This window comes from Corallococcus sp. 4LFB (genome assembly GCF_046520365.1).
GTDB classification, from domain to species: Bacteria; Myxococcota; Myxococcia; order Myxococcales; family Myxococcaceae; genus Corallococcus; species Corallococcus caeni.
In genome coordinates this window covers 1-5800 of record NZ_JBKGHJ010000501.1, presented here as the reverse complement: position 1 = coordinate 5800, position 5800 = coordinate 1, and the positions used below count along the sequence as shown (strand labels likewise).

8 protein-coding genes are annotated in these 5800 nt (G+C 68.2%); 5 read left to right on the top strand and 3 right to left on the bottom strand.

All coding sequences use genetic code 11. From position 1 onward, the window contains the following. Positions 1-230 precede the first annotated feature (230 nt). A complete protein-coding gene (locus ACLEQD_RS35220; RefSeq protein ID WP_410390142.1) occupies positions 231-806 on the top strand; it encodes a hypothetical protein in 576 nt (191 codons plus the stop codon). 69 nt (positions 807-875) lie between these two features. Then, complete coding sequence (locus tag ACLEQD_RS35215; RefSeq protein ID WP_410390140.1) at positions 876-1754, top strand: DUF3014 domain-containing protein; 879 nt, start codon at positions 876-878, stop codon at positions 1752-1754. A 3-nt stretch (positions 1755-1757) separates the two neighbouring features. Here the strand turns inward: ACLEQD_RS35215 and ACLEQD_RS35210 are convergent, their stop codons facing one another. Continuing rightward, positions 1758-2312 carry a hypothetical protein gene (locus tag ACLEQD_RS35210; RefSeq protein WP_410390138.1) on the bottom strand — a complete coding sequence of 185 codons (555 nt, stop codon included), beginning with the start codon at positions 2310-2312 and terminating at the stop codon, positions 1758-1760. Between the two features lie 103 nt (positions 2313-2415). Here ACLEQD_RS35210 and ACLEQD_RS35205 point away from each other — a divergent pair, with 103 nt between their 5' ends. Together ACLEQD_RS35205 and ACLEQD_RS35200 are read left to right on the top strand one after the other, a co-directional pair. Beyond that, positions 2416-2844 carry a hypothetical protein gene (locus ACLEQD_RS35205; protein WP_410390136.1) on the top strand — a complete coding sequence of 143 codons (429 nt, stop codon included), beginning with the start codon at positions 2416-2418 and terminating at the stop codon, positions 2842-2844. Beyond that, positions 2841-3224: a DUSAM domain-containing protein gene (locus tag ACLEQD_RS35200; protein ID WP_410390134.1), complete on the top strand. Its 384-nt coding sequence runs from the start codon at positions 2841-2843 to the stop codon at positions 3222-3224. The genes ACLEQD_RS35205 and ACLEQD_RS35200 overlap by 4 nt, the downstream gene beginning before the upstream one ends. A 210-nt stretch (positions 3225-3434) precedes the next feature. Here ACLEQD_RS35200 and ACLEQD_RS35195 read toward each other — a convergent pair whose 3' ends face one another. Further along, positions 3435-3644, bottom strand: coding sequence for a hypothetical protein (locus ACLEQD_RS35195; RefSeq protein WP_410390132.1), 210 nt, complete (start codon positions 3642-3644; stop codon positions 3435-3437). 36 nt (positions 3645-3680) lie between these two features. On the opposite strand from ACLEQD_RS35195, the gene ACLEQD_RS35190 reads away from it, so the two are divergent. Further along, positions 3681-4646 carry an alpha/beta fold hydrolase gene (locus ACLEQD_RS35190; protein WP_410390130.1) on the top strand — a complete coding sequence of 322 codons (966 nt, stop codon included), beginning with the start codon at positions 3681-3683 and terminating at the stop codon, positions 4644-4646. Positions 4647-5148: 502 nt separating this feature from the next. Here ACLEQD_RS35190 and ACLEQD_RS35185 read toward each other — a convergent pair. Continuing rightward, the coding region (locus ACLEQD_RS35185; protein ID WP_410390128.1) for an RCC1 domain-containing protein at positions 5149-5800 on the bottom strand (652 nt) is incomplete at its 5' end.

The window sequence follows — 5800 nt, the reverse complement described above, 5'->3', positions numbered from 1 at the left end:
CGCTGCATCCGTCGCTGCGGGGCGCGGCGGTGCTGGGACCGGGGCGGATTGAGATGGTGGGCCAGTCGCCGGACGGCGGTCCGGTGGAGACACCCGCGCGGGCCTGGACGCGGCAGACCCAGGCGCTGGGGTTCGACGTCACCGGCCAGGGCCTGTGGACGAGCGGCGCGCGGGACGGGCGGGCGTCCGTGCACGTCCTGGATGCCCGAACGTTATCAGACGTCGCGGGGATGGAGGCCGGGCTCGAGCTCGCCATGCCGCCCGTGGGCGAGGACGACCTGGACGGGCTGTACGAATGGATGCCGCACCCGAGCCTGCCGGTGATGGGCGTGGCGGTGAGCCAGGGCCAGGAGGGCACGTGGCTCACGTTCGTGGAGCGCGGCGCGGCGGGGCTCGAGCGCGGCGCGGCGTTGGCGTCGGTGGATGCGCCGTTCTATCCGGCGGGCTTCCTGCCGGACGGCTCGGGCTTCATCGGCGTGGGCGGCACCTGGGTGCGGCGCTGGACGTATCCGGAGGCCCGGATGGCGGCGGAGTTCCTGCTGCCGGAGCAGGGCACGCTGGCCACGGGGTACACCGGCCTGGTGACGGCGGGGGCGGTGCTGGTGGCGGTGGAGGACCTGTTGGAGGCGGGGGAGTGGTACCTGCTTCAACTGGACCCCGGCTCGCTGCGGCCCGTGTGCGCGTGGGAGCTGCCGCTGCCCACGGAGGCCGTCACGTCCGTGCACCTGCTGCCCGGCGGCTTCATCCTGTCGTCCGAGGACGGCCAGCTCTGGCGCCTGCCGGACGAGGTCCTCTGTGCACGGTGAACACCTGCCGCCCGGTTTGTTCATGCCCGCGTGGAATGGCTCCGAGGCCTGTCTGTAAGGTCCGGCACCATGAGCGATCCGAACTTCCTGAACCCAGGTCCTGGAGGAGTCCCACCGCCGCCGGAGGCCGAGCCGCCCAAGGCGCCGTCGCGAGGCAAGGTGCTGGGCATCCTGATCGCGCTGATGGTCGTGGGCGTGGCGGCTTCGTATTTCGGCATGAGGCGCCAGAGCGAGCAGGCGCCGGTGGTCACGGCGGCCGCGGAGGTGGATGCAGGCGTGGCGCAGGCTCCGGAGGTGTCGTTGCCGGAGAGCGACGGGCGGACCCGCGACCTGGCGGGCAAGCTGTCGGTGGACCCGGAGCTGGCGCGGTGGCTTCAGGAGCGCGACCTGGTGCGCCGGTTCACGGCGTCCGTGAGCAACATCGCCGACGGCGAGAGCCCCCGGGCCTCGCTGTTGTTCATGGCGCCCGTGGGGGCGTTCCAGGTGGGCGCGGCCGGGGCGGATGGGCGCTCGGAGATCGTGCCGGCGAGCTACGCGCGCTACGACCTGGTGGCCCGGGTGCTGGGCTCGCTGGACGTGTCCGGGGCGGCGATGGTGTACCGGGAGCTGAAGCCGCTCATCGACCAGGCGTACCGGGAGATCGCGCCGCCGGCTCAGGGCTTCGAGACGGCCTTCGGCCGGGCCATCCAGCATCTGCTGGCGGTGCCGGTGCCGAAGGGGCCGGTGGAGGTGCTGCCCAAGGGCGCGCTGTACGTCTACGCGTCGCCGGAGCTGGAGGGGCTGAGCAAGGCCCAGAAGCACCTGCTGCGGATGGGCCCGGGGAACATGCGGCTCATCCAGGCGAAGCTGCGGGAGCTCCGCACGGCGCTGAACCTGCCGACCCCGGCGCCGGCCACGCCCGAGCCGCTGCCGGATCAGGCGCCGGGGCAGTCCGAAGCCCAGGAGTGACGGCTACTTGCGCTTCTTCTTGCCGCCCTTGGCGGGGGGCGGCGGCTTGGGCTTCTCCTTGTCGCCGATGATCTGGAACGAGGCCCGGAGGTCGTCCACGTCGCGGCCTCGCGAGTCCTGGAACGCCGAGCCCGTCTGGGAGTCCACGACCAGGGTGTACGAGTAGCCAGTCTTGAGCGGCTGCGGCAGGTGGATGCGGTAGACGAGGCCGTCATCGGCCTCGGACACGGAGTCGTCGGACACCATGGCCCGGTCGGCTTCGTCCATCAGCCGGACGCGGTAGTTCTTGAGTCCCAGGGTGCTGCGCAGCTCCAGGTCGGAGGTGGGCTCCACGAGCGGCTTTTCCTCCAGGGCCAGGGGGATGAGCGCCATGCCGGCGTCGGGCGACTGGTACTGGAGCGTGAAAACGACGGCCTCGGGAGCCGCATCCGGGGTCGTCGTGGCGCTGGTGGCGCCGCCGTCCACGGGGCCTGGGGGCGTCTTGTCGGGACAGCCCGTCAGCAGGGCCGCGGTGAGGCCGCACAGCGCGGCGAGTCCGGTTCGTCGGAAGAGGCGCATGGGCGGGCAAGGTACGTTCCGGAACCGGGCTCGGGAAGCACCCAATTCCAGCGCCTGTGGGCCGGAGGTGGCTGGTCGACGGTGTGTTATCAGGTTTCGCTTAATGAACGCGATTCGCTGGATGGTGGCTGGGCTCTGGGTGGCCTTCATCACGGGATGTTCAACCGTCGCACATGAGACAAGCCGCGACTTCTCGGGCGACTACCTGGCGCAAGCGGCGGACGCGTGCCGACCAGGCGACCTGAGCACCGTGTGTTGCCTCAAGAAATTCCGGCTCCCAGAAGCGTGCGGGATGACCGAGAGCGAAGCCGCGACGTTGATGCAGGGCGCTCGCGAGTTTGAGAAGGCCACCAGTACGGCAGCCAATGAAGACGCGGACGACGGTTGGCGGCAACACTGCATCGACATGTATGCCCGGTGCCAGTCCACGAAGAAGCCGCATTGGGGCGGTCCTTGCGGCTCATGCATGGAACGCTGCAAAGGGCAGCGGCAATGGCCGTTCGACATGTGTGGGCCTGGGGTGGCGCAGTGACGTCCGATGACTGGCGGAAGGCGATTGACCTGGGGCTCGCGCTCGCGAACGGCGTGGAGCTGCCGCAAGACGACCCTGAACTGCCAGCGCTCCTGCGGAGGATGGCACCACAGGTGGGGATGTCCCATGCGGATGCCGATGCAGCCCTCGTCAGCGCGTCGGCTACAGCCGCGCTCGTGAGGGAGATCCACCGACGGACGCGCGAGGGCTCATTTCGCCTCGGGCGCGCTTTCGGAGCGTCGGACTCGCTAAAGGAGAACGGGGATAGGGCCGGGGCGCGGAAGGTGCTTGAGGACGCGATGGCGGCGGAGGTGGTGCCGCTTTACCGAGCACAGCTTCAGGCGTACCTGGACCACGTCGACGACCCCGACGACACGTAAACGAATGGGTGTTCGATGGTCCGGGAGGTCCGCTGGGCCGGTTGCAGGGACGTCCATGGAGGCCTGGGGTGGTCCGGGGAAGCGCCTGGAATCCTTGGGGAACCCCTGGTCGAAACGTCTGATAAGAAGCGTTATGTAAACTGACCGGATAATCCGCCCGCAAAAGTGGGCCTCGTGGTTCTGCGGTGGCTTCCGGCGGTGCGGCCCGCGTTAACCGGCCAATCTGGCAGTGAAGTGGATCGCCCGTGTCTTGCATCCTCGGGCCGACTCCAGCAGCCAGGTTCTTCCGGGCCGGCCGCCCTGCCGCAGCTCCTGCGCCAGTTGGTACGTCGGTGCGTCGAGCGGCACCATCCGCTCCATCTTCAGCTTCCCCAGGGGCACCTTCAAGAAGTGCTGGCCCTTCTCGTCGGTGCGCACCACGCAGTGGTCTCCGCATTCCTGTAGTTGAGTCAGTCCATGCGAAAACTCTTCCTCCTCTGCTTGCCGCTGTTCGCCTGTGTGACGACGAAGTCCGTCCCGGTCCCGGCTTCTGCCGACTCCAGCGCGTTGCATCAGGTGAAGCGGGTGAAGGTGGCCGAGGGGGTCGAGCTCGAGCTGCTCGACTTCGGAGGCCAGGGACCCGCGCTCGTCTTCCTGTCGGGCCTGGGCAACACGGGCCACGTGTTCGACACCTTCGCGCCGGAGTTCACCGCGGCCCATCACGTCTACGCCGTCACCCGCCGGGGGTTTGGCTCGTCGAGCTGGCCCGAGCAGGGCTACGACACCGCCACCCTGGGCGAGGACGTCGTCCGGGTGCTGGAGGGGCTGGGAATCGCGAAGGCGTCACCAGAGCTCACCTGGGTGGCAACCCATCACCCGGAGCGCGTGGAGAAGGTGGTCTACCTGGACGTGAGGACCGACGGTGACCTGCTGGCGGAGTTCCTTTCGGTCCTGCCCATGCCTCCTCCGAGCGAGCCCGCTCCCGAGGACGTGGCCTCACGCGCCGCGCTCGCCGCCGCGGTCGCGCGTGACGTCGGAGGAGCGTTCCCCGCGCACGAGATCGACGAGGCGAACGAGTTCGATCCGAAGACCGGGCACTACCTGCGCGACCGCAAGTGGCCGCACGCGGAGGCGCGGGTGATGAAGGGTTTCTCGAAGGTGGACTTCGCGGCCGTGACGGCGGCCGTGCTCTTCCTCTACGTGGATCAGCCTCGGTCCGGGCGGGCGGAGGACCTCCCAGGCTTCTCCCAAATGGACCTTCCCGTGCAGGAGAAGTTGAGGACCCTGAGCGCCAGGGCGCTCCAGCGGGACGCCGAAATGCTGAGCGTGATGAGCATGCCGAACTGGAAGGGCATCAAGCTCAAGCACGCGCGGCACTACGTCTGGCTCACCAACCATGACGAGGTGCTGCGCGAGATGAAGACCTTCCTTGAGACGTTTTGAAAGGGCGGCGAAGGCGCGCTGGATGAGCGCATCTCCTGTTTCCACACTTCGAGCAAGCGAACACGTCCAGCGCTTTCCGTCCTGCGTAGCAGCCTGGCGAGAGTCCAATCAAGGAACTCCGGCCGCGCGGAGCACGGATGCCAGCCCACTCCTCCATGGGACTTCGGGCCAGCGCTGCCGGTGCATGGCGGCTCTCCTTAGGAGCACGCACCGTCCAATCGCAGAGGTGAGTCCGCTGAGCGGAGATTGATGCAGGGAATCTGCTGCCTGCATCATGCACGCTTCATCCCAATGAAATTCATGGAGGGGGATGCCGGCGAAGTTCATTTCGTTACACAACAGGGAGCCCGTGAAAAAGAGAGTCAGGGAGAAGCGGGTGTCGGTCAACCCAGACTCTGGGGGCCTGGGTGGGGTTCTTTGAGGTCCGTCCCCTGCCCGGCACCTTCTCGCAGAACCGGGACCGGCTGCTGGGCGCCTGCGTGAGGCAGGCGCCCAATGCCTGTCAGAGACTCAGTCCCGGCACCTGCACGGGCGTGCGGCGCTGGGTGGTTGTTCCATCGCCGAGCTGGCCAAAGTAGTTCCATCCCCAGGCCCAGACGGTGCCATCCTGCTTCACGGCGAGCGAATGGAGGTCGCCACCAACTAGAGCCGCGACGCCCGTCAAGCCCGGCACCTGCACGGGCGTGCGGCGGGAAATGCTTGTCCCGTCGCCGAGCTGGCCATAGTTGTTGGCGCCCCAGGCCCAGGCGGTGCCATCTTGCTTCAAGGCGAGCGAATGGAAGGTGCCACCCGCGAGGGCTGCGACGCCCGTCAATCCCTGCACTTGATAGGGCCAGTAACGGTCATTGTAGTTCCCGTCGCCGAGCTGGCCGTGGTCGTTGTTCCCCCAGGCCCAGGCGGTGCCGTCTTGCTTCACGGCGAGCGAATGGAAGGTGCCACCCGCGAGGGCCGCGACGCCCGTCAATCCCTGCACCTGCACGGGCGTGAGGCGGTTCGTGGTTGTGCCATCGCCGAGCTGCCAATATTCGTTGTAGCCCCAGGCCCAGACGGTGCCGTCCTGCTTCACGGCGAACGAATTGTATCCGTTGCCGAAAAGGCCGCGACGCCCGTCAAGCCCGGCACCTGCACGGGCGTGCGACGGGACATGTCTGTCC